Below are 22,143 nucleotides of genomic sequence, written 5' to 3'. Positions count from 1 at the left end.
CGGCGCCTAGAACTTGTAGTTGGCGCTCACCCCGATCTGCCGCCGCCGCGGAGCCGAGACGAGGAAGTTGCGGTAGAAGCTCAAGAGCACCGGCTGGCCAAACGTGACGCGCAGAGGATCGGGCACCAACAAGGTCCGGCTGAACTCGAACAGTCTGGTGCCGACTACCGGCGAGCGATCGTCGGTCAGGTTGTTTACGAACAGCGTCAGCGTCAGCTTGTTGTCCAGCTCCACGCCGGTCCGCAGGTTCACATTCAGGCTGTCACCCGTGTGCGCCAGATTGTGGACCTGGACATAACGCTTCGTGTCGTAGGTGAAGTCCGAGCGAATGAAAAACGCGGCGGTGTTCGATACCGGAAACTTGACGTTGCCGTTGACCGCGAGCTGGTGGACCGGCGTCTGCGGGAGCCGGTTGCCCTTGACCTGTCCATCAGGCCCGTCGACGTCGGCCGGGTTGACCTGCGTCTGCTCGGGATCGAGGAAGCTCGGCCGACCGTCGGTATCGTAAATCTGTTCGGTGTTCTCGTCGTAGAAGTCGACGAATTTGGCGTCGTTGTAGGCATAGGCGACGCGGAAATCGAACCAGTCGCTCAGCGCCCCGAACAGCTCGACCTCAAAGCCGTTGACCCGCGACTGGCCGGCGTTGACGATGAACGGCGTGGTCCGGAAATCACCCTGCGTTCGCTGATAGGGATAGGACAGGGTCAACTGTTGCTGCGACCAATCGAGATGGTACGCCGCGACGTTGAAGTTGACCCCTCCGATACGACCCTTGGTGCCGAGCTCGTAGGACCAGACGCTTTCTTCGTCGAAGGCACCCAGATTGCGACTGTCGAAATCCGCGATCGAGGCCGCACGGGCGTCGGACGGGTAGTCATTGAACCCCCCCGGCTTGTTGCCCTTGGCGACCGAGCCGTAAAGGTTCCAGTTGGGCGCCAGCTCGTAACGCGCGGTGACGCGCGGCAGGAAGATCTTGTAGGTCTTCGAACGGATGTTGGTCGGCTGGCCATAGCCGAGCAGGACTTCATTCTCCTGGCTGCCGGTGATCCGGTCCACTTCGTAGCGGCCCTCGGCACTGAGCGTCAGGCGGTCGGTTACGTCGGCCTCGATCAAGCCGAACAGCGCGAGATTGCGCACCGCATCGTCCGAAAACGCGTTCGACCGCAGGCGATAATTGGCGCTCGTGGTAGTCGTGTTAACGGTATACTGCTCGTCGTCGTCAGCTTGGTAGTAGTAACCCCCGAACAGTCCGCGCACGCGCCAGCTCTGCGGGGTCTGGATGCGTGCTTCGAGGCTGTGATCGCGATTGCTGCGATAGCCGATCGACAGGCTCGGATTGGTCGACGGCAGGTACGTGTTATCGAACCCGTTCTGGTTCTCTTGCCAGTTGAAGGCGCCGACCGCGGTCAACGTCCAGTCGCTCTCGGTCGTGTACTCGATCGTCGCGTCGGCGCGCAGGTAGCTGCGTTCGAGAGGGTGGTAGCCCAGCGCCTCGATCTCGGCATTGTTGTAGGCAAAGGTATCGGGCGTCTTGATCTCGCCGCAGAAGTAACCGCGCGAACGAGTGGAACTGCGCGGGATCCCTGCGATCGTCCCGACGATATTTGGTAGAAAGCAATTAAGGGCCGTCGACGGCACGATGAACGAGGAATAGCCCTTGTCCCTGTCGTGCCCGACCGCGCCGCCGATCAGGACTTCGAGGTTGCTGGACGGCGTCCATCGTAGGCGTGCGCCGAAATTCTGGCTGTCCTGCGCGTTGATGTCGCGCTTGCCGTTGTCCTGGTTCACATAGTCGCCGCCGAAGTGATAGACGCGGCCGTTGAGTTCGATCGCCAGCCGATCCTCGACCAGCGGGACCTGGATATAGCCCGAGACCTCGCCATGCCCCCACTGGCCGGCGGTCGCGTTGATGGCACCGCGCAACTCGTTGCCAGGCTTGCGGGTCACGAAATTGATCGCACCAGAGAACGTCTGGCGGCCGAACAGGGCCGACTGCGGACCGCGAATGACTTCGACGCGTTCCAGGTTGTCGAGCTGATAGCTGGTGATGTTCTGCGAAACGAAGATGCCGTCCACGAAGAAACCGGCGTTTGGCGTGCCGAGAATGTTCGACATGCCGCGGATCGACGGGCGAACGCTTGCGCCGCCATCGCCCGAGCCTGTACGCCCAAAGCCCTGTTTGAAGCTGAAGCCCGGAACCTGCCGCGACAGGTCAGACACGTTCTCGATGCCCGAAGCCTGGATTTCGGCCTCTCCGATCGCGGTGATCGCGAGCGGCACGTCTATCAGCTGCTCTTCCTTCTTGCGCGCAGTGACGATGATCTCGCCCGAAGTGACCGAGCGGTCCGTCGCCTGCGGCGCGGTGTCCTGGGCCAATACTGCCGTCGGCAGTGCCCCCATCGACACCAGCGCGGTTCCCGCTAGCAGCCTTACCCTCATCGCGGCCTCCCTCAATGCACACGTCCCTTACGGTGCAAGTTAGGAAAGACGGCGTGCTGGTCTAGTTTATAATTTTTACCATTGGATATGTTTCGGTTATGTCGCTCCTGCAAACGCTGATAACAGGCGCGTTCGCAGTTGGCGTGCAGCGGCAGGAAGCGGCTTTCCCTGCCGCTCCACCAGGCTGAGCGGAAGCGACCAGTTGAACCTTTGCGGAGCGATTGGTGCGAGGACGCCCGCGTGTAATTGGCGCGCGATCATACTTTCGGGAAGGACCGTGACGAAGTGACCTTCGCCTAGCAACGTCTGCACGATCGCCAGATTGCGGACGTTGATCGCTGGCTGAGGCGGGTTCAGGCCTGCGTCGCGAAACATGGCGCTCCACGCGGGCAAGTTCTCCTCGAGGCTGCCGATCTCGATCCACGCCGCAGCAGCCAGATCCGAAAGGCCGACTCGCTTGCGGGTTACGAGAGGATGATCGGGCGATGCGACGAGCAACAGGCGCAGGAAGGCGAGCCGCGTGATCGCGAAGCGCGGGTCGATCAGGGCCGCGTCGGGGACTGTTCCCAAGTACATCGAGAACTCACCGTCGGCGAGGCGTTCCAGCGCCGGCGGGGCGACCCCAAGCGATATCGCTATGTCGAGGCCGGGAAAGTCCGCCGACATCGTCGCGAGCGCAGCGCCCACTTCTGGAGTGGCGGCGCTTGGCCCCATGCAGATTTCCAGCCGGCCCGCTGTCCCGGCCCCGAGGGCGCCCAGTTCCTCGCGCGCTTCGGAGAGATCACGCTCGACCCGCAATGCATAGCGGTAGAAAACGCGCCCCTCTTCGGTCAGGGACAGCGGGCTCGTTCCGCGATCGACCAGCGATGCGCCAAGCGCCTTTTCCAGCTGAGCGATCGCGATGCTGAGTGCGGGCTGGGTGATGTGCAAGGCTTCTGCCGCCTGGGTGAAGGACCCTCGCTCGACCAGTCTCAGAAAGTAGCTGACCTGCCGAAGACTGAATTCCATCACGGCCATATTCGTTGCCCGCTATTTGCACTTTTGCGTGCTTCATTAAAAACTATAAATTGGACACTGCAAAGGGGAAAATCCCATCTGATGTGGTGGGAGCGGGAAACGATCATGCATTGGCGCGCGAGCGCAAGAAGGCCGGGGTTGGCTTGCCGCGACCTCTTGTTCGCCGCCAGTGGGTGCTCGCCGCGGCGCCGCAAGGTGCGGTATCCTTGGACAATTTCCGCCTGATGGAGGCGCCGGTGCCCGAGGTCGCTCAAGGCGAATTTCTCGTCCGCACGCTCTTCCTCTCAGTCGCTCCCGTCATGCGGCAGTACATGATCGACGGCGCAGGCATCGAACTGCCGCTTCGTCCGGGAGACGTCATTCACGGCCGCGGGGTGGGGCAGATCATCGAATCGCGGAACAGCGATTTCCCGGTTGGAACGATCGTTCACGGAAAGTTGGGTTGGCAGGATCACGCCATCAGCGACGGGGCGGACGACAAGCTGATGTTTCCGGTCGGATCGCGCGATCTGCCGCATTCCACTGCACTCGGCGTACTGGGCATGACCGGATTTTCAGCCTTTGTCGGGCTATTCGACATCGGTCAGCCGGTTGAGGGAGAGACCGTGGTGGTGTCGGGCGCGGCCGGGGGAGTCGGGTCGATCGCAGGGCAGCTTGCCAAGATAGCCGGGTGCCGCGTGATCGGCATCGCGGGTACTCCCGAAAAGTGCGACATGCTCACGGAAGAACTCGGGTTCGACGAGGCCGTGAACTATCGATCCGGGAACTTCGCCCAACGCCTCGCCGACGCGACACCCGATGGCATCGACGTGATTTTCGACAATGTCGGAGGTTCGGTTCTCGACACCGCGCTCGCCCGGATCAACCGCTATGCGCGGGTGGTCAGCTGCGGGCGGATATCGCAGTACGTCGATGGGCCCAATCACGCCCTCGCGAACTGGTGGCGGATCGGGGAGAATTCAGCGCGCATGCAGGGCTTTTTCGTCTACGAGTATCGGCACCGCTTCGCCGAAGCGGAGGCAAAGATGGCGGACTGGATTCGCGAGGGGAGACTCAGGTGGCGCGAGGACGTGCTCGACGGCTTCGACCGGATGCCGGAAGCGCTCTGCCGCTTGTTCGAAGGCCGCAACCTCGGCAAGCAGGTCGTGCGCGTCGCCGATCCATTGTCGGATGCGGAGCTCGGCCTGTGACGGATCCGGTGCGGTTCAAGCGTGCGGCGCTCATCGTCGGCGACCTCGACCGCGCACTCGCGCTATACCGCGACGCGCTCGGGTTTCGTCTCCAGTCGATCAAGCAGTCCGCTTCCGACAGCTACAGCTATGAGATTTTCGGCATCGATCCCGGTGCGACGATGAGGATGGCCGCACTCGATGGACCGGATGGCCAGGAACGCACTCTTGCCCTGATCGAGGTAGTCCCGCCGCCGCCGAAGCTCAGCCGTCCTTCGGCGGCGACTGTCATCGAGGTCGCGGATATCGGCGCCGCACTTGATCGCATAGCGACCCTTGACGGCGTCACCGTGCTGCCCGAGCGCCAGTTGCACACGCACGACGGCAGGCTGGGGCGCGAAGTCGGTGTGATCGACGCCGATGGCCACGCGGCGGTGCTCTACCGTGTCTGACGGTCACACCTGGCCGCGCCCGCGCGCGGCCTGGGGCATGGTCGCGCTGCTGACGGTCGCGTACCTGGTCAGCTATGTCGACCGGGCGATCCTCGGCCTCCTGATCCAGCCGATCAAGGCCGACCTGTCGCTTTCCGATGAGCAGATCGGACTCGTACTCGGGCCCGCATTTGCGATCTTCTACGCGACGATCGGGGTCCCGCTCGGCTGGCTCGTCGACCGCCGCTCGCGTACCAAGCTGATTGCCGCTGGGATTGCGCTGTGGTCGGCGGCGACCGCGTTTTCGGGCCTCGTGCGCGGTTTCCCGCAGCTCTTCGCCGCGCGCATGACTGTCGGCGTTGGGGAAGCGGTACTCAGCCCAGCGGCGTTCTCGATGATCGGCGACAGTTTCCCGGAGGAAAAGCGCGCGCGCCCGATCGCAGTATATTCGATGGCGATCACGCTCGGCACGGGCCTCGCCTCGCTGATCGGTGCGGTTGTGCTGACCTGGGCCAAGCAATCTGGCGGAGTCGAAGTCCCGTTCCTTGGTGAACTCGCGCCCTGGCGGCTTACGTTCCTGGCAGTCGGCTTGCCGGGATTGCTCCTTGCGGCGGCATTCCTGGTCTTGCGCGATCCGCCGCGGCTGTCCCGCGCCGGTGTCGATGCGAACGGCTTCGGCGACGCCCTGCGCCATGTCGGATCACATGCGAAGGAATACGCGCTGATCGTCTCGATCGTGGCGGCCATGGTCATCGTTGCTTACAGCCAGGGCTTTCTCGCGGCCGCATTCGAACGCCGATGGGGCTGGCCGCCGGAGTATTACGCGCAGTGGAACGGGCTGAGCGCGCTCATCGTCGGTCCTGCAGTCTACCTATGGGCAGGCAGCTACTGCGACCGACTGGCGGCTGCGGGTGATCGCAATGCACCGCGGCGGATCATGGCGTGGGGCATTGCTCTACTCGTCCCGGCAAACGCGCTTGCCATGCTCATGCCGGGGCCGTGGATCGCGTTCGCGTTCCTCGTGATCGGCTCTGCGGCGATCAGCGCGATCTCCGCGGTTGGCGTCACCGCGCTGCTGGCAATCACGCCAGGGCAGATCCGCGGGCAAGTCGTGGCGATGTACTACATGGCGATCAGCCTCGCTGGGCTACTGCTGGGGCCCACCACGGTCGGCATGCTTTCAACCCGCGTGGTCGGTGAAGACAACCTGCACCTTGCGGTCGCGGCCGTTCCGTTGATCTATGCGACGATCCCGGCGATCCTTGCGCTGGTCTTCTTCGTTTGGCGGAAGCCCGCCTAGAGGCTCTCGCGCTGTTCGACCACGTGTATGCGCGTGCCGTCGGGGTCGCTGGTCACGATCTCGGTCTCGCTGCCGCCGTGGCCATGGACGGGCCCCGCGAGGATCGGCGCACCGCGTTCGCGCAGTCGCTCGATAACGGCGGCTATGTCGCTGGTCATGAGCGCCAGCATCGCCTGGCCATAGGCGAATTGATTGCCGCGCGGTTGCTTGAGACGGGGTTTGCGATCGTCCGGGAACGCGAGAAGGCCGATCCCTACTGTGCTGTGATCGCGGCCCGAGAACGTGCGCTCGCCATCCAGGATCACGAACCGCGCGTCTTCGCCCGGCCTCAGCGCAAGAAGCACGCGGTTTTCGGGCGTGGACCCGATCTTGCCGTCATACCTGACCGTGTAGCCGAAGACGTCGCGATAGAACGCGACCGAACGATCGATGTCGCGCACCACGAAAGTCGCGCGAACCATCGCGGTTGCCACTTGCCGGTCGTCGTCGGCAGCGAGCGGCGCGGCTGCGGCCAGCGCCGCGAATGCAAGGACGGCTCTCAAACGTCGACTCCCAGCCGCGCGATCGGGAAATTCGCCATCGGCATCGTGAGGACCTTTTCCTCGGTGAACAGCGCACGGCTCGAGTGGCCTCCGGTCCGTCCGACACCCGAGTTCTTGAAACCACCGAAAGGTGCCCGCAGGTCTCTGGCAACCGGGGTATTGACCCACAGCGTCCCGGCATCGAGCGTCGAGGCAGCCTTCATCACCGTCGGGAGGTCGTCGGACCAGAGATAGGCCACGAGGCCGAATTCGCTGTCATTGGCGATAGCGAGTGCCTCGTCGATGTCGCGGAAGGTCAGGAAGGTGGCGAAAGGCCCGAAGATTTCCTCACGGCAAAGGGGAATGGAATTGTCGCTGGCCCGAGCCACGGTCGGCGCGACATAGAAGCCCTTTGCGAAGCCGTCCGCGCGCGTGCCGCCGCAGATCACATCGGCGTCGGCGGCGAAGCGAAGCACCCGGTCATATTGCGCCCGGCTGATGACTGGGCCGATTTCCGTTGCGGGATCGGCGGGGTCTCCCACGCGCAACCGTTTCGTCCGCGCGACGAAGTCAGCGATGAACTGTTCCGCAACGCTTTCCTCGACCAGGACGCGCGAGCCTGCGAGGCATTGCTGACCGTTGTTGGAGAAAATGCCGACGAGCGCCGCGTCCAGCGCCCTCTCGAGGTCGCAGCGGGCGGTTATGATGTTGGCCGACTTGCCACCGAGTTCGGCAACGTACTTCTTGAGGTTGCCGCCCGCCGCGCGCGCGATGTGGCGCCCCGTTTCGGTCCCGCCGATGAATGCGATGACGTCTATCCCCGGATGGCCTACAAGTGCCTGCCCGGTCACCGGACCGCGACCGTTGACGAGGCCGACGACTCCGTCGGGCACGCCTGCATCGCGGCAGATTTCCATGATCGTCACGAATTCGAGCGGGGTCAGCTCGCTCGGCTTCAGGATGGCCGAGTTGCCGAACGCGATCGCGCCGGCGAGTTCCATCGTCGCCAGCGCCAGCGGCGCGTTCCACGGTGCGACGAGGGCGGCGACACCAACGGGCTCGCGTCGGACTACGGTCAGGAAGGGGGGCTCCTGCTCGTAACTCTCGTTGGCGACCTGACCGATGTAGTCGGCGAAGAATTCGAAGTTCATCGCCGCGCGCTTGACGTGGCGCTCGCGGATCTGCCGGATTGGAATGCCGGTGTTCGCGAGCTCGCGCTGGACGAGATCGCCTTCCCGCTCGCGGATGAGCGCGGCGATGCGGCGCAGCACCTTCTGCCGTTGTGCTACCGGGGCTCGGCGCCACGGGCCGTCGGCAAACGCCCTGCGCGCCGCGGCGACCGCGCGGTCGACTTCCGCGGCATCGGCTTCGGCGAGTTCGGCCACCACGCTCTCGTCGTGCGGATTGATGATCGGCAGGCGCTCCGCGCCCGCGCCGGCGGTGAACACTCCTCCGATGAAGCTCGATACGGTTTCGGTCATGAGCGATCTCCCACGGCGGCAACGAGAGCGTCCGCCAGGCACAGGTTGGAAGAAACCACGGGCGGGGTGCCGTCCGGGTCGAGAAGCGGTAGCGTCGGCATCCCGGTGCCTGAGAGCAGAATGGCGTCGGGCCGTGCGGCACGCGCGGATTCCAGCGCTTCATTCGCGGCATCGCTGCCCAGGGCATAGATCGCACGGGTATCTGCAGAGCCGATGTCCACGCGGGCGTCGAATACGATCTCCAGACCGCCTTTGCGCCAATAAGTGAGACCCGATGCGTGCAGTTCGGGCGGGTATGGGGAAACGACCGCGATCCGGCGCGCACCCAGCATGGCCAGCCGCCGCTCGATGGCATCGGTCGCCCAGATTACCGGTACGGAGATCGCTTCGTCCAATTCCGCCTGGCGCTCGCGCCCGACGAGGTAGCTCGACCCGGTGCAGGCAAATGCGACAGCCGAAAGTGCCAGGCTGTCGAACTGGCGCATCGCGCCCGCCATGCCTTCCGCATAGGCGACCAGGCGTTTCATGCTGTCGGGCTCGTCGCTTACCAGACGGCCGGTGACCCACGGCAGGGTCGGCGGCAACAACGCGCGAAATTCCGCTTCGACCGTGGGGTTCGCCATCGGTGTGAGTACGGCCGCGGTCACGAAATCGCCTCCGCCTGCCTCAGCCCCGCGATCATCGACGTCTTCAGGAGGTGCTCGCGGCAGCGTACCGGATCGTTCGCGATGCGCTGCAGCGCTTCGAGTTCTTCGCGGCGCTTGACCGGGTCGCGTTCCTGCATGCGCGTCCGGTTGCGGTGGGCCTGCGCCAGGATCGCGTCCTCGGCCACGGCCTTGCGGCGACGCGAATACCGTCCGAGCCGCGCAAGATCGCCGTCGGCGAAAACTTCGGCAAGAGTGTCGGCCAGTTCGTAAGCGTCATGGATGCCCCCGTTCATCCCCATGCCCCCCGACGGTGAATTGAGATGCGCGGCATCGCCCGCGAGCAAGACGCGTCCGTGATCGTAGCGTTCGACGATTCGCTGGTGGATGCGGTAGGCCCGGATTTCCTGGACGTCGTGCTGACTTGCGCCCGGTACGATGCGTTCAAGCTTTGCGGTGACAGACGCGGGCGTGGTGGCCTCTTCGATGCTTTCGCCGTCATCCGCGTAGAGCGAGCAGCGCCAGACCTTCGGCAATCGCAGCAGGCTGAACGTTCCTTCGGTCGCCCAACAGTAATTGACGTTGGACAACCCGTCGATGTGCTCGTGGAACGGGAAAGTCGTCGTCGCCAGAATCGTCGTCTCGGGATAGGTAAACCCCTCGAACCTGGCACCCACCGCTTCTCGCAGCGCGCTGCGCGCCCCGTCTGCCGCGATCGCAAAACGAGCGCGAACCGGTTCGCTCCCGGCAATCGAGAGCGTCACGCTTTCGCTGTCTTGCTGAACCGCGGTCACTCGCGCGCCCATGCGAACCTCGATCGCGGCTTCGTTGCGTGCTGTTTCGAGCGCGAGCGAAACGAGGGTCGATTGCTCGCACTGCAGGCGAAACGGGTAGGGTGTGTCTGAAGCGATGTGCGCTAAATCGAATTTCGCCCTCTCGCAGGTTTCGTGCATGCGAACCTGCCAATCGGGGGTCACGAGCCCTAGAGCAATAAGCGGTTCGGCGAGGCCAACTTTCGCCAGCATCTCGAGCGTCGGCGGATGAAATGTCGAAGCGCGAAGGTCAATTGCGGGCTCAGGCTCAGCTTCGAAGAGGACGCTCGGGATTCCACGACGCGCGAGAAAGTGCGCGGCGCATACACCGACTGGCCCAGCCCCGACTATGGCAACAGGGCTTTTGCCCATCGCTCCTCGCCTCGATGCAGTCGATCCCTACAGTCTGAGCGATACCCGAAGTTGTCCGGACAAACCAGCCTGTGCTGACTGTTTGTTTTGCGACAGCCGCGCTCCGCTGGTGCGCGGAAAGCAAGAAAGATTTGCGGTCCATCGGATCGCTCCGAACGGAACCGACTAGCCATTTATATGCGTTGTGACGGTGAGTCCGTCCTGTTACCCGCTGCCCCCTCGTCGCGATCGGGATCGTCGTGAATTGAAGGCCTTGTGTTCGGTTGACGGCTCGCCGTCAGGGAGTACAACCCGAAAGAAAAGCATATCGGGTCGTCCGCAGGTTCTGGGTTATATTGGGGGCTATTCGAATGGCGCACACGCGCGCACGCCGTGGTTTCTGGCTGGCTGCCACGGGTTTGACGATCGGAATGATCGCTGCACCCGCGCTGGCTCAGGTCACTCCTCCCCCGGTCAGCGGTCCGACACGAGACGAGCTCGAATCCATCAGCCGTCCCACCACGGCTCCGGCGCCGCAGCTTTCCATTTCGGGCGGAATTGAACGTTCACCATGCCCTCTGGCCGACCCGCAATACCAGGACATCCCGGTCACGATAAGCCAGGTCACCTTCAATAACCTGAAAGGCGTCAGCCCCGCCGAACTCGAGGCGGCCTGGAAGCCGCTCGCCGGCCAACCGCATTCGGTGGCTGTGATATGCGAAATCCGCGATGCTGCCGCAACGATCCTGCGCAACAAGGGCTACCTTGCCGCGGTCCAGGTCCCCACGCAGCGCATCGAGAACGGAGAGGTCCGGCTAGAGGTCCTCTACGCCCGCATCAGTGCGATCCGCGCGCGCGGTGAAACGCGCGGTGCCGAGAGCAAGCTCGAGGAGTATCTCGGCCGGCTGAGCGAAGACGAAGTGTTCAACCGCTACCGCGCCGAACGCTACCTGCTGCTTGCGCGCGATCTGCCCGGATACGACGTCCAGCTGACGCTCAAGCCTGCCGGAACCGCGCCGGGAGACCTCATCGGCGAAGTCACGGTGGTTCGCCGGCGTTATGCCGTGGACTTCACGGTGCAGAACCTCGCCGCCAGCGCGACCGGTCGCTGGGGCGGGCAGCTGCGCGCACAGGCTTTCGGCCTCACCGGCCTCGGCGATGTCACCTCGATCGGGTTCTACTCGACTGCCGATTTCGACGAGCAGCGGATTTTCCAGCTCGGCCATGAATTCCGTCCGGGCGGCGAAGGAATGGTCGTCGGCGGCCAGTTCACATACGCATGGACCAAGCCCGACCTCGGTGCGGCGGGTGCCAACGGGCCCGCGCTCACTGCGCGTACCCTCTTCGCACAAGTGCACAGCCGCTACCCGGTCAAACGCACGCAGGGCGAGAATCTCTGGCTCGGCGGCGGCTTCGATTTCGTCGACCAGGACGTCGACCTGATCGGCAAGCTGACGCGTGACAAACTGCGCGTTCTTTGGCTGCGCGCGGATTACGATGCGGTCGATCTGGCGAATGTGCGGCCCCAGTGGCGGGCCGGTGCATCGTTCGAGGTTCGCAAGGCGATCGACATCTTCGGCGCGTCGCCGGGCTGCGCCGCAAACGGGTGCCTTGCCGGGGGTACGCCGCCGAGCCGGGTCGATGGCGATCCGACGGCCACTCTCGTACGTTTCACCGGCGACTTCGAACACGCGCTTGGCCGCGACTTCGCCATCGCGGTCCAGCCCCGCGGGCAGTACGCTTTCGATCCGCTGCTGAGTTTCGAGGAATTCACCGGCGGCAATTACACCGTGGGCCGCGGATACGATCCGGGTGCGATCCTTGGCGACAGCGGTGCTGGTGCCAGCGTGGAATTGCGGGGCGGGCGGTACAAGCTGTCGGACAATTCCGAACTCAGGGTGCAGCCCTATGTCTTTGGCGACATCGCTTATGTCTGGAACAAGGGGCCGGGCGGAAGCGACAATCTCTCGTCGACCGGCGGCGGCTTGCGTGCCTACCTTGGCGACCGGTTGCGGCTTGACGCTGCCGTCGCCGTGCCGCTCGAGCGCGCCGGTATTCAGACCCAGCGCGGGAAGGCCCGCTTCCTGCTGACACTATCGACACGAATTCTTCCCTGGAGGACCAACTGATGCGTACGGATCGCAGCCGCATCGCTCTCGCCTTCTGTTCAACATTCGCGATCGCCGTCGGCCTTGTCGTCGGCGCGAGCGACGCCCGGGCGCAATCGTTTGAGGGAGCCGGAACCTTCGCGTCCGGCTCGGGATCGATCTCGGTTGGTTCGGGCACGACGACGATCGACATCACGTCGAGCGACGCCGTAATCAACTGGGCGGTCACGCCCGCGCTCGACACGACCAATCCGAATGTCCCGATCATCTTTCAGCCAGCGGGCACCACGGCGACGTTCCAGTCCACCGCCGATTTTTCGGTCCTGAACCGGATTCTCCCGACCGACCAGAGCCGGCCTATCCAGTTCAACGGCACGGTGATCTCGCAGCTCCAGCTTCAATCGAATGTGCCGGGCGGCACCGTGTATTTCTACACCCCGGGCGGGATCATCATCGGCTCGAGCGCGGTGTTCAACGTGGGCAACCTTGGGCTGACGAGCATCGATCCAGCCGTCGTCGGCGGCGTGTTCGAACAAGGTGCGCCGGGTGCGGAGTTCGTCCAGTTCAACGGCGCAGTGCGGCCGGGTTCGGCGGTCACAATCCAGCCGGGTGCACAGATTACGGGAAGCGATCCCGTCACCGGCAGCTACCTTGCGATCGTCGCGCCGGTGATCAATCAGGGCGGCAGCATCGACGGCAAGCGGGTTTCGGCACTCGTGAGTGCCGATGCGGCAACGATGACCTTCCGCACCGATGGCCTGTTCGACATCCAGGTGACATCCGGCACCAGCGGTACGGGAACGACGCTGACTAACACCGGCAGCATCACGGGGCCTGCGGGCGATCCGGGCAATGCGAGCCGCATCTACATGGTGGCCGTCCCGAAGAACGATGCGATCAGCATGGTTATCGCCAATGGCAGCACGCTTGGCTTCGACATCGCCGATGCTGCAGACGTCCAGGGCAACGCCATCATCCTCTCGGCGGGTCAGGACATCGGGTTCGGCAACGTGACCCAGGCACCTTCGAGCGGCGGAGGCACCGGACAGGCGGCCATCACGATCGCGGGGAATGTCGATATCACGTCAAGTTTGACGGCGAGCGCGACGGCGAACACCTTCGTCTTCGCCAATGCGGGCGAGACGATCAACTTCGCTTCCGACGTCGATATTTCGGGTACCCAGGCTTCCGCCGATCCGAACTTCAACGCGGTCCAGTTGCGCGCGACCGGCAACGGCGGACAGATCAACATCGCGGGCAATGTGAACGTCGTCGCCCTCGATCCCAAGAACCTGGCACCATCGAGCGGCTATACCGTTTCGAACTTTGCCGCGATCGATGCCGATAACGGCGGATCGATCACGATTGGCGGCAATGCCCTCGTCACCAACGATCAGAACTCCTCGCTCGACGGAGTGGCGGTCACTACCGGATCGGCAAGGATCGCGGCATCGACCGGCGGTTCGATCTCGATTGGCCAGAATGCGCTCATATCGGCGACCAGCTTCACGAGCGGTAACGGCCGCGCCACGGGCGGCAATGCGAGTGTCAGCGCGAACGGCGGATCGATCAGCGTCGGCGGCGTGACCCGTTCGCTCGCTTACGGCATCGCTGGCCTGGACAATGGTTCGAGCGGGGCCGGCGGGACCGGAACCGGCGGCTATACCGAGGTCTTTGTCGAAGCCGGCGGTACCTTCACAACCAACGAACTCAATGTCGCTGCCGACGGCGTCGGCGGGGCAGATTCAGAGACCGGATCCGGCGCGGGGGCGGCCTTCGGCGGCACCGCCGTGCTCAGGGCGAGCGGACCGGGATCGACCTTTACCGTCAATCTCGGCAACTCGACCGGCAATCAGAACACCGGGGATCTCGATTTTCTTTCGGCAGAAGCCTTCGGCGGCTGGACGTCCGGCGGCGGCAACGCGACGGGCGGTGCTGCCACCGGCGGCACCGCAAGAATCGACGTCCTGAACGGTGCGATTTTTAATGGTCCGTCGACGGGTGGCTCATTCGGCCTCATCCGGATCATCGCGCGTGCCTCCGGCGGCATGGTGAACGATGCCAACACGACCGGCGGCCAGGCGACTGGCGGCAGTATCTTCATCACGGTCGACAATGCCACGATGACCTCGGCCGACCTCTTGCCCAGTTCATTCGCGCAAGGGGGCGGCGTGCCCTTCGCCAGCGAGCCGCCGATCGGCGTGGTCAACGGCGGTAACGCGTTCGGCGGAGTGCGGAACATTACCGTTCGCAACGGCGGTACCCTGACGGCATCGGTACCGGGAGGGGGCCCGGGAGCGGTCGGTGGAACCGGCACCGATACTGGACGCGGTGGTGATGCGTCCGGCGGTTCGGCGAGCGTCATCGTCGACAACGCGACCTTCAACGTTACCGATCGACTTGCCATATTTTCCCAGAACCAGGGCGGTGACGGCGGGATTGGCGGTAACGCGATAAGCGGTAACGCCGTTCTGGCGATCGACAACGGCGGGACCGTCAATGTCAGCAGCCAGGGCGCGACTCAGGAAGTTCTGGTCGCGGCCAACGCGTTCGGCGGCGGCAGCGCGAACAATCCCGGCACGACCGGTGGCAACGCCACCGGCGGCACCGCACAGCTGTTCGTCAACAACAGCACACTGAACGCAGCGAACGTCAACGTCATCGCCCAAGGCCAAGGCGGCACGGGCTTCGTGACTCAAGGTGGCAACGGCACCGGCGGTACCGCGCGCCTGCAGCTGAGGGGCGGCGCAATCAACGGCGTCAGTCTTTCGGTGGATGCCAGCGGCTTCGGCGCGACGCCCGACATGACAATGAACGGCAATGGCGGAAACGGCTTGGGCGGCTTCGCCACGCTCGAAGCCACGAGCGGCACCACCACGCTCGACTTCACCGGGATCGAGGTTCGCGCAGATGGCATCGGCGGCGATGCCCTCGGCACCTCGGGCAACGCCGGGAACGGGCAGGGCGGCGCAGCGCAGATCTTCGCCACCAACGGCGCGACCCTGACGGCGACGGTATCCGAAGGCTTCATCGTCAACGTCGATTCGCTTGGCGGTTTCGCAGCGGTCACCGGCAACGGCGGCAACGCCATCGCGGGTTCGGCGCGGGTGATCGTCAACAACGGCACCATGACGCTCGACGGCGATCTCGAGATCGATGGCAACGCAAGCGGCGGTGACGGGGTCAACGGCGGCAGCGCGGTGGGCAATCCCATCAATCCCAATGCCCAGAATGCATTCATTTCGGTCAGCAACGGCTCGCTGACCGTGACCGGCTTCACCGCGCTCGACGGCGACATTTCGGGCGGAGACGGCCGTGATGGCGGCAACGGCGGCAACGCCGGCAGCGGCTTTGCCCAGATCTTCGCGAGTGACAACAACGGCACCGGGCTTCGCGGCAGCATCAGCCTGCAGGATGTTCTGATCGAATCGAGTTCCAACGGCGGCAGCGCATTCGGTACCGGAAACGGGGGAACTGCCGCGTCGGGCCGCGCCCATGTGTTCGTCAATGGCGGCGACATCGACATTGCGGGCGATATAGAGCTGGAAACCGTCGCCACCGGTGGTGACGGCTTGAATGGTGGCGATGCGATCAGCCTCCAGCCCTTCCGCCAGCCCCGCGGCTTGATCGGCTCCTTCAACGGAACGATCGACATCGCCGGGTCGACCCTTTTCTCCTCCGCGGCATTCGGCGGCAACGCGACCGCGATCGGTGGCGGGCGCGGCGGCACCGCGTTCGCCGGACAGGCGGGTATCGACGCCCAGAGCCAGAACGGACCGAGCGCCGTGACCGTGGGCAGCCTGCTCATCGACGTCGGCGCCAGCGGTGGCTTCGGCGGCGAAGGTGCCTCGGGCCAGGCCGGCGGAGCGGGCGGCGACGCATACGGCGGCTTCGCCTTTGCGCAGGGCAACGCGGGTCGCGGCGTACTGACGGTCAATGGCGACACTGTGCTGGACGCCAGTGCCTTTGGCGGATTCGGTGGACAGGGAGGAAGCGGCGGAACGACCGCGCCCGGCGGCAGAGGCGGGGACGGCGGTCGCGCAGTCGGCGGCGGAACCGGCCTCGGCACCGCAAGCGGGGTCGACACGGTCGAGAACACCGGTTCTGCGAGCTTTGGCCTAGTCAGTGCTTTGGTACAGGCCTTCGGCGGCGACGGCGGCGATGGCGGCCTCGGCACCATGCAAGGGAACGGCGGCAATGGCGGGATCGGCTACGGCGGCTTGGGCAGCATCCTCGTCCGCGGCTCGCCGGCGACGTTCGGCAATGCAACCTTCGACGCATCTGGATATGGCGGAGACGGCGGCGCAGGAACCGTGGCTGGCAACGGCGGTGACGGCTACGCGGGCGATCTCAGTGTAGCGGTCACGCAGCGGTTCGAGCGGACCGAGCGTGGTTCTCTCACTGCCAACAACCTGATCTTCGTTGCGGACGGCATCGGTGGCACCGGCGCCGTGGACGGACGATCGTTCTATTCCGCAGCCTTCGGTAGCGAGCGCGGGTTCTTTATCCGCCAGTCCGACGTGTCGCTGAACAGTCTTTCGATGACGACTGCTGGTGACCTGCCGCCCAACGTCGTCGCCACCGTATTGCAGGTGCAGGACACCACGACGGGCGTTCCGGTACCAACGCAGGTCACGGTCGCCCCCGAGCCGTTCGACATCAACGTGTCGCAATCGACCGTCAACATCGCCAGCGCGCTCAGCGTCAGCACCCCCGGACAGATGCTCGTCACGCTCGACACGTCGACCGTCAACGCGGGTTCGCTGTCTCTCAGTGCCGGCAATTTCGTACTGCCGGCGATGCGGCCCACCACGCTGGGTACGTTCAACCTCGGTGCAACGCCGGTCATCAACACCGGGCAGGACTTGCTGGCCTACGCGAACTTCGTTTTCCCGGGCGGGTGGGCGCTCAACATCAACGGTTCGCTTCTCACCGGTAACATCACATCCGGTGGCTTTCTGAACCTCGCGGCCAGCGGCACGATCTCCACCGGCGCCCTCGACGCCGTCAACGTGCTCTTGAATGCCGGCCAGGGCCTAACCACCTTGGCCATCGATTCGGACGACCGGATCACCATCGTTTCGGGCGGAGCGATATCGACCGGGAACCTGACCACCACGGGATCGGGGCCGGCCGCAGGCAAGGTGGCGATCGGTAGTTCGGTCGGCCCCGTCACGACCGGTGCGATCACGACACCGGGCGACTTGGGAATCCAGACGACCGGCGCGATCACGACCGGCAATCTTGCCGGACGTGACGTCCTTCTGCTGACCGGCGGCAACCTGACGACGGGCTCCATCGCAGCGCCGACGGGCGCGATCTACTTCGGCAACTCGTCGATGGTCACTTCGACGACTAACGTCTTCCAGGCGTTCCGTGGGCCTTCCGGGCCGCTGCCGATCTTCAAAACCCAGCCGACGGCGATCGGTGGGTCGGTGACCTTCGGCGGCGCGATTCAGACCGGCAGCATCTTCGGTGCCGCCACCGGTTCGCTTACCGGCCTGGCGATCACGGCATCCGACTCCATCGATTTCGATCTCGGCGGCGTGGCGACGGTCAACGGCGCGTGGCGCGCCCCCCGCAAGATCGATATCCTGTCTAACGACATCGTCATCGCCTCGACCGGTTCGCTGGATGCACTTTCAACGAACGGCGAAGTGCTGCTCGAATCGATCAACTCCGCGGGGGTTTTCGTCGGCGACGGGGCAAGTTCGTCCCAGACCGGATACGTCCTCGACAACGCGGAGTTCGGACGGATCCGCTCCGGCGAGATCGCGATCGTCGGTGTCGATACGGCACAGGCGACCGACATGACGGTCGGCAACCTGACGGTGACCGGCGACCAGCTGTACGGAGCCGACGGAACTTTGATCCTCGCTACCGGTGATACCGCGACTGAAGTACCTGCGGGCATCCTGAGGGTCTCCGGCGCGATCAGCGGGACCGGTTTCACGCCGACCACGTCGCTGGCACTGCTGTCCGGGACTGTCGAACTCGAAGCCGTACAAGGTTCGATCAAGCTTGCGGACAGTTCGGGCGGCCTCGGCGGTGTGGTCTACATCGAAGCCGACAACATTCATGTCGCCAGCGACGAAATCCTCACCAAACTGCGCGCCGATCCGCGGTACGTCGGCCATATCGCCGACATCAATACGCCCTTGACCGTCGCTCGACCCGAGGGCGTACTCAACGCATTCGGGCTGGAAATCTATCCTGGGAACACGTTCTACATCCAGAACACCGGCACCGTCCTGACCCCGGCCGGCTTCCTGACGACGTTCGACAACAGCGAAGTCATTGCTCCGGATAGCCCGCCGACGGGCGGCGTCGAGATCGTGATCAACGGTCAGTTCCGGACGAGCACGGGGACCGCAACCGGGGTGGGTGCGTTCGCGCTCGTCCAGGCCGATCCGACGCCCGACAGCGAACAGTTTGCCGGATTCAGCAGCACTAGCCAGCTCAACAGCTGCCTGTTCCTGGGCAGCGTTTGCGCGAACGGGGCGACGGATCCGGTCGCTTCGGTTTCGAGCGAGATCGCCCTGGCAATCACTTCGGTCCTTGCGGATGCCCCCAGCGCGCCCGAGGCGGCGAGCGCGGATGAAGGCGAGGACACGTCCGGCGAAAGCGAAAGCGCGGAGGAAGAGGGTGAGGGCGAAAGCGCCTCCTCGCCGATCGCTCCGCCCGCACCGCTGATCAACACGCGGCCGCTGAACCCGGATGCCAATGTGGTCGAGCCCGTTTCGGGCGCAGGCAACCCTGCCCTGCTGGGGTCGGCCGTCAACGAAGACGACGCAGGGGGAGAAAACCAATGATCGGCCGGATCCTCGCAGGTGTCGCACTCGGCACCGTTGCGGTGGCGCTTGCGACGCCGTCGCTCGCTCAGACCTCGACGCCGTTCTCGGTCCGCAATTCCTTCCGCGTGGGCACTTCGGGCGTAGCATGCACGGCGCAGAACGCCCCAAGCGATCCGCGCGTGAAGGGCATGTTCGACCGGGCATACCGCTTGAGCTGCCGCGATGCCGCGGGTGCGGTCGGCAACGTCATCGCGGTGCGGCGCTCGATCGCGCTCGTCGCGGAGCCGCGCGGACCCGGCGTGCCGGACCTGGCTTGCGGTGAAGTGGGCCGCACGGACCTTAGCGGCGTCGGCACTGTCGAGACGGTCACATGCCGCGACGGCAAGGCCAATGTCGACTACCGTCGTTACGTGGTGGAACGTGGCGGGACCTCGTATCTCGTCGAAGGGCTCGCCGGTTACGATCCGGCGCTCCGCCTTGCGCTGGCGTCGGTGGTCAACGACGCGCCGCAACCGGGCGAAATCCGCGTGGCCTCGACCGAAGTAAGCGATCCGGCGGCCTTCGCACGGGTCCAGGCAGGCCTGCTCGAAGCCGACGACGCCGTCGAGGAAGGGTACACCCGCAACAACGGGGGCCGGTTCGCCGAGTCGGCCGAATTCTTCGATGCCGCCGCCAACCGTAATCGCGACAATCCGGCCCGGCTGGCCGAGGCGCTTGCCAACCAGGGCTTGCAGCTTTCCAACCTCGGCAATTTCGACGGTGCCCGGAGGGTGTTCGAGGAGGCCACCGGGCAGGTCGCGCGCGGCGACGGCGTGACTCAACGCCTGTTGCGCAACTACCGCGCGATCGACCTTCTCAACCAGGGACGTTCGCGCGACGCGCTCGAGGTGCTTAATGAGCCGGTCGCCACGGTTCTCGAAACGCCTGAGGAAAGTTCACTGCGGCAGGGGCTGATCAGTTCTTCGCTGTCCGATCAGATCAACCGGGAAAACGTCGGCCTTCAGCGCCTCGGCGGGCTCGATCCCGGTTTGACCCCGGTGGAGAGGGCGGAAGTCCTCGATGGCCAATCGCTCATGCTCGCCGGCATCGCGCACCGCCAGGTGGGTGATCTCGCCGAAGCGACAGTGCTGCTGAACGACGCGGCGAAGAAGATCGACAGCGTACGCGACGGCCGCGTTGTCTCTACCGGCTTCCTCCGGTCCGAAATCCAGATGGAACTTGCCCTTATCGCCGAGGCGGAAGGGCGGCGCGACGAGGCCGTGGGTGCTTTCGACAGTGCGATTGCGGCCATCGGCGCATCCTATCCCAATTCCCCCGCACTACTTGCCGCCCGCGCGCGCAAGGCAGCGTTCCTGGGGCGGGGCGGCGATGTGGCCGGCGCCCGTTCCATATACGAGGACGTAGTAGAGGAAGCTCCCAGCATTCCCGACGTCGGCCCGACCCTGCGGTCGCTGCTCAGCCCCTATTTCTCGCTCCTCGCCAAAGCCGGCGACAGCGATGCGGCGGCTGCCATGTTCAGCGCATCGCAGGTCCTCGAGCGCCCGGGCGTGGCACAGACTCAGGCGATCCTCGCTCGCCAGTTGTCTGACGGTAACGACGAAGCCGCCTCGCTTTTCCGGCTTGCTATACGCAGGAGCCGCGAGATCGCCCGGCAGGAAGTCGAGATCGGCCGGATGCAGGGCATCGACGAGCCGACGCCGCAAGACATCGAGAACCTGCGCATTGCGGAATCCAGCCTTGCAACGATGAAGCAGGAGCAGGCGGCGCTGACCTCCCAGCTGTCGGCTTTCCCGCGGTACAAGGCCTTGGCGCCCGAAGCGCTCGAGATCGCCGACCTTCAGAAAGAACTCAGGGCAGGCGAGGGCTACTACAAGCTCATTGTCGTAGGTGACGACCTTTACGGGCTTTTCACAACGGCCAGCGGGGCCAGGGTAATCCCGGTGCCGGGCAAGGTGCGTGACCTCGAGAAGGAAGTGCAGGTCATCCGCGACAGCGTGGTGACCGTGCAAGGCGGGCAGACGATCAACTTCCCGTTCGACCTCGTCGCGGCACGCAAGCTCTATCTCAAGCTGTTCGAACCGATCGACAGTGAGATAAAGGGGCTCGATCACCTGATTTTCGAGCCGGACGGCCCGATGCTGCAGTTGCCGCCGTACATCCTCGTCACCGAGGACCGCGGGGTGACGGCTTACCAGGAGCGCATGAAGAAGCCCAAGGCCGACGAGTTCGACTTCACAGGGGTCGACTGGCTCGGACGTGGCCGCAAGGTTTCGATCGCGGTGAGTCCGCGGGGCTTCCTCGACATCCGTGCACTGCAGCCATCGAACGCACCACGCAATTACCTTGGTCTCGGCAACAATGCGCCCGTCCAGGCGAGGCCGATCGGCGCCGTGGCGACCGAATGCGATTGGCCGCTGGCGGTGTGGGATCGTCCGATCGCTCCCGACGAACTGTTCTTCGCGCAAAGCCGTCTGCAAGGCGGTGCGAGCGAAGTCCGGGTCGGTGAGCAATTCACCGACAGCGCGTTGCTGTCCGATCAGACGCTCGACCAGTACAAGATCGTGCACTTCGCGACCCACGGACTCGTTTCGGCACCGCGGCGCGGCTGCCCGGCACGACCGGCGCTCGTCACCTCATTCGGCGACAGCGGCTCGGACGGCCTCCTCAGCTTCCGCGAGATCTTCGACCTGAAGCTCGACGCGGACCTCGTGATCCTGTCGGCCTGCGATACGGCCGGTATGGCGACCGTCAGCGCCTCGCGCGATGCGGGCGTGACGACCGGCGGCAACTACGCGCTCGACGGTCTCGTCCGTGCCTTCGTCGGCGCGGGTGCCCGCACGGTGCTTGCGAGCCACTGGCCGGTGCCCGACGATTTCGATGCGACCAAGCGGCTCGTCAGCGGACTGCTCGATGCCGGTAGCGAGGTGCCGCTCGCCAAGGCTCTGGCGACGGCGCAAGAAAGCCTCATGGACGACGTGGATACATCCCACCCGTTCTACTGGGCGGCCTTCGTGATCGTGGGCGATGGGGCGAAGCCGATCGTGACGGGCAAGTAGGCCGAAAGGCCTTCGACCGT

At 64.8% G+C, this 22,143-nt stretch carries 12 protein-coding genes; 6 read left to right on the top strand and 6 right to left on the bottom strand.

The annotated features are described in order from the left end of the window. Window positions 1-6 precede the first annotated feature (6 nt). Complete coding sequence (locus A6F68_RS12765; RefSeq protein WP_067680840.1) at window positions 7-2,439, bottom strand: TonB-dependent receptor; 2,433 nt, start codon at window positions 2,437-2,439, stop codon at window positions 7-9. 96 nt (window positions 2,440-2,535) lie between these two features. Further along, window positions 2,536-3,447, bottom strand: a complete 912-nt coding sequence (locus A6F68_RS12760) for a LysR family transcriptional regulator (RefSeq protein WP_198152606.1) — start codon at window positions 3,445-3,447, stop codon at window positions 2,536-2,538. A 92-nt stretch (window positions 3,448-3,539) separates the two neighbouring features. On the opposite strand from A6F68_RS12760, the gene A6F68_RS12755 reads away from it, so the two are divergent. The 3 genes from A6F68_RS12755 to A6F68_RS12745 are packed head-to-tail and all read left to right on the top strand — an operon-like array spanning window position 3,540 to window position 6,356. After that, a complete protein-coding gene (locus A6F68_RS12755) occupies window positions 3,540-4,646 on the top strand; it encodes an NADP-dependent oxidoreductase (protein ID WP_335673617.1) in 1,107 nt (368 codons plus the stop codon). Next, window positions 4,643-5,077, top strand: coding sequence for a VOC family protein (locus tag A6F68_RS15245; protein ID WP_067680835.1), 435 nt, complete (start codon window positions 4,643-4,645; stop codon window positions 5,075-5,077). The genes A6F68_RS12755 and A6F68_RS15245 overlap by 4 nt, the downstream gene beginning before the upstream one ends. Next, a complete protein-coding gene (locus tag A6F68_RS12745; protein ID WP_067680834.1) occupies window positions 5,070-6,356 on the top strand; it encodes an MFS transporter in 1,287 nt (428 codons plus the stop codon). The genes A6F68_RS15245 and A6F68_RS12745 overlap by 8 nt, the downstream gene beginning before the upstream one ends. Here A6F68_RS12745 and A6F68_RS12740 read toward each other — a convergent pair. The 4 genes from A6F68_RS12740 to A6F68_RS12725 are packed head-to-tail and all read right to left on the bottom strand — an operon-like array spanning window position 6,353 to window position 10,186. After that, complete coding sequence (locus A6F68_RS12740; RefSeq protein ID WP_067680831.1) at window positions 6,353-6,898, bottom strand: VOC family protein; 546 nt, start codon at window positions 6,896-6,898, stop codon at window positions 6,353-6,355. The two genes, A6F68_RS12745 and A6F68_RS12740, sit on opposite strands and share 4 nt — an antisense overlap. Further along, window positions 6,895-8,358, bottom strand: coding sequence for an aldehyde dehydrogenase family protein (locus tag A6F68_RS12735; RefSeq protein ID WP_067680829.1), 1,464 nt, complete (start codon window positions 8,356-8,358; stop codon window positions 6,895-6,897). The genes A6F68_RS12740 and A6F68_RS12735 overlap by 4 nt, the downstream gene beginning before the upstream one ends. Beyond that, window positions 8,355-9,005 carry a maleate cis-trans isomerase family protein gene (locus A6F68_RS12730; protein WP_157096737.1) on the bottom strand — a complete coding sequence of 217 codons (651 nt, stop codon included), beginning with the start codon at window positions 9,003-9,005 and terminating at the stop codon, window positions 8,355-8,357. Before A6F68_RS12730 ends, A6F68_RS12735 begins: the two co-directional genes overlap by 4 nt. After that, window positions 9,002-10,186: an FAD-dependent oxidoreductase gene (locus A6F68_RS12725; RefSeq protein ID WP_067680816.1), complete on the bottom strand. Its 1,185-nt coding sequence runs from the start codon at window positions 10,184-10,186 to the stop codon at window positions 9,002-9,004. The genes A6F68_RS12730 and A6F68_RS12725 overlap by 4 nt, the downstream gene beginning before the upstream one ends. A 350-nt stretch (window positions 10,187-10,536) precedes the next feature. Between A6F68_RS12725 and A6F68_RS12720 the strand changes: the two genes are divergently transcribed. From A6F68_RS12720 to A6F68_RS12710, 3 genes are read left to right on the top strand one after another with little or no spacing between them, the layout of a single operon-like run. Continuing rightward, window positions 10,537-12,294, top strand: coding sequence for a ShlB/FhaC/HecB family hemolysin secretion/activation protein (locus tag A6F68_RS12720; protein WP_067680814.1), 1,758 nt, complete (start codon window positions 10,537-10,539; stop codon window positions 12,292-12,294). Continuing rightward, window positions 12,294-19,085 carry a hypothetical protein gene (locus A6F68_RS12715; RefSeq protein WP_067680811.1) on the top strand — a complete coding sequence of 2,264 codons (6,792 nt, stop codon included), beginning with the start codon at window positions 12,294-12,296 and terminating at the stop codon, window positions 19,083-19,085. Before A6F68_RS12720 ends, A6F68_RS12715 begins: the two co-directional genes overlap by 1 nt. Next, window positions 19,082-22,123 carry a CHAT domain-containing tetratricopeptide repeat protein gene (locus tag A6F68_RS12710; RefSeq protein ID WP_067680807.1) on the top strand — a complete coding sequence of 1,014 codons (3,042 nt, stop codon included), beginning with the start codon at window positions 19,082-19,084 and terminating at the stop codon, window positions 22,121-22,123. Before A6F68_RS12715 ends, A6F68_RS12710 begins: the two co-directional genes overlap by 4 nt. The last annotated feature ends 20 nt before the right edge of the window (window positions 22,124-22,143 follow it).

Source organism: Tsuneonella dongtanensis (assembly GCF_001698205.1).
GTDB lineage: Bacteria > Pseudomonadota > Alphaproteobacteria > Sphingomonadales > Sphingomonadaceae > Tsuneonella > Tsuneonella dongtanensis.
The sequence above is the reverse complement of the archived record's forward strand: the minus strand, read 5'-3'. Positions and strand labels throughout refer to the sequence as shown.